Genomic DNA, 2,156 nt, shown 5'->3' with positions numbered 1-2,156 from the left:
CAATGATGAATCAAGCTGTTTTAAAAATGCTTGATGACTTTGGTGTTTACGAAGAAAATATTCATTTTGATGATTTTGGTGGTTAAACTCCAAATAATTTTACAAAATATCTTCATTCCTTAAATAGAATACTGAGAAATAATAGAATTATAAAAATACTTATTAACTTGGTAAGAGATACAAAAGTCGGATAATCAATTTTTTAAAGTCAATGATGTGGGAAATAAGTTAAAAAAAGATTATTTATTACCCTATTTATTAAATAAGCCTTAAATTTGCCTTTTTAAAATTATTTTATTATTAACAATCAAACACATTATGAACATTTATGTAGGAAATCTTCATTACGAAATAACTGAAGATGAATTAAAAGAAGTTTTCGAAGAATTTGGACAAGTAAATTCTTCAAAAATTATTACTGACAAGTACTCAGGAAGAAGCAAGGGCTTTGGTTTTGTTGAAATGGAAAATGACGATGAAGCAAATCAAGCAATTGAGAATTTAAACGAGACTGATATCAAAGGTAGAAACGCTAGAGTTAATCAGGCTAGAGAAAGAAAAAGTTTCAACAGAAACTAAATTTATAACAATTAAACAAAAAATCATGAAAGGAACTGTAAAATGGTATAATGAAGTTAAAGGTTTTGGCTTTATTCAAACAAGTGATAGTGGAGATGTATTTGTTCACAGAACAGGACTTGTTGACTCGTTTGCCGGATTAGAAGAAGGACAAGAAGTTGAATTTGAAACAAAACAAGGCGACAAAGGTATTGTTGCTGTTGACGTAAAAAAAGCGGAATAAATTTCATAATTTAATTCATTTAGAAATTAATCTAAATTATAACACCCAATTCTTTTATATTATTAATAATTTATTATAATCGAATTGGGGTTTTCCCAACCCAAAGGAAACAATATTTTTTTTAATTCTCTCACAAAGTATTGCAAATAAGGAGTATATATCTTTGCATCCGTAGAGATTTGCATTTTTTAAAAATAATTAATATAAAAAATAAAGTTTTTAGTTAAAGAATTATTGCTTTAATTTTGTAGTTTAGTTGGCCCCATAGTTCAACGGATAGAATAGTGGTTTCCTAAACCATAGATACAGGTTCGATTCCTGTTGGGGCTACAATAAAAAAAGGTTTATGTCAAATACTGTGGTAAAAAACATTAATGCTACAGACTAGGTCCGTCAAAGACAGATTCATTAACGTATGCACTTGTCCTTATTTTTTTTAGGTGGATACTTTTCGGTTAATATATACACAGCCATAATTTAATTGAGTAGTATTTATTAATAATGAATAATGAACAAGGAATAAAGAATTTTGAAGTAAAAAGATAACGTTAAGCAACTGTTGTGGTCAGCAAATTTCATTATTCATAATTCTTTGTTCGGTATTCGATATTTCCGCAACAATATATATGCATTTGTTCCTATTTTCTTTTTTTTGGGATGGTGCAAACAAATTGATTTTTCGGGTTAGAGAAAACTCAAAAAATACCGTACTTCAATTCAACAGATTGCTTCGTCCTTTGTCCTCGCAATGACGTTTTTAATGGGTATTTCGTATGTTAATATTTTCGTAACAATATACATGCACTTGTCCTTATTTTCTTTTTTTGCCCCTGCTCAAAAAGGGAGAAAAAAAATCAATTTGCTCCCTTTAGGGATGGTGCAAACAAATTGATTTTTGGGTTAGAGTAGACTCAAAAAATACCGTACTTCAATTCAACAGATTGCTTCGTCCTTTGTCCTCGTAATGACGGTTTTGATGAGCATTTCGTATGTTAATTTTTTCGCTGAGCAATTTTTGTGGTTAACAAATTTCATTATTCATAATTCCTTGTTTCGCAACCGCTAAAGCTACAGCGAACGTGGTCGATATTCGATATTTTCGCAACAATATATATGCACTTGTACATATTTTTTTTTGCCCATGCTCTAAAGGAAAGAAAATCAATTTGCTCCCTTTAGGGATGGTGCAAACAAATTGATTTTTGGGTTAGAGAAGACTCAAAAAACACCGTACTTCAATTCAACAGATTGCTTCGTCCTTTGTCCTCGCAATGACGTTTTTAATGGGTATTTCGTATGTTAATATTTTCGCTAAGCAATTTTTGTGGTCAACAAATTTCATTATTCATAATTC

2 protein-coding genes and 1 tRNA gene are annotated in these 2,156 nt (G+C 29.9%); all 3 read left to right on the top strand.

The window, feature by feature from the left end; all coding sequences use genetic code 11:
• Positions 1-318 precede the first annotated feature (318 nt).
• The 3 genes from U9R42_11380 (at position 319) to U9R42_11370 (ending at position 1,132) form a co-directional block, all read left to right on the top strand.
• Positions 319-579: an RNA-binding protein gene (locus U9R42_11380; protein MEA3496626.1), complete on the top strand. Its 261-nt coding sequence runs from the start codon at positions 319-321 to the stop codon at positions 577-579.
• 25 nt (positions 580-604) lie between these two features.
• Positions 605-802 (top strand): cold shock domain-containing protein, encoded by a 198-nt coding sequence (locus U9R42_11375; protein ID MEA3496625.1) that lies wholly within the window; start codon positions 605-607, stop codon positions 800-802.
• Between the two features lie 258 nt (positions 803-1,060).
• Positions 1,061-1,132, top strand: a tRNA-Arg gene (locus U9R42_11370).
• Positions 1,133-2,156 lie beyond the last annotated feature (1,024 nt).

The organism is Bacteroidota bacterium (assembly GCA_034723125.1).
GTDB lineage: Bacteria > Bacteroidota > Bacteroidia > CAILMK01 > JAAYUY01 > JAYEOP01.
Note: the sequence above shows the minus strand (reverse complement) of the source record. Positions and strands in the feature narration are given on the sequence as shown.

Excerpts from the sequence above, each read along its gene's own strand:
- U9R42_11380 (MEA3496626.1), top strand. The coding sequence starts at position 319 with ATGAACATTTATGTAGGAAATCTTCATTACGAAATAACTGAAGATGAA.
- U9R42_11375 (MEA3496625.1), top strand. The coding sequence starts at position 605 with ATGAAAGGAACTGTAAAATGGTATAATGAAGTTAAAGGTTTTGGCTTT.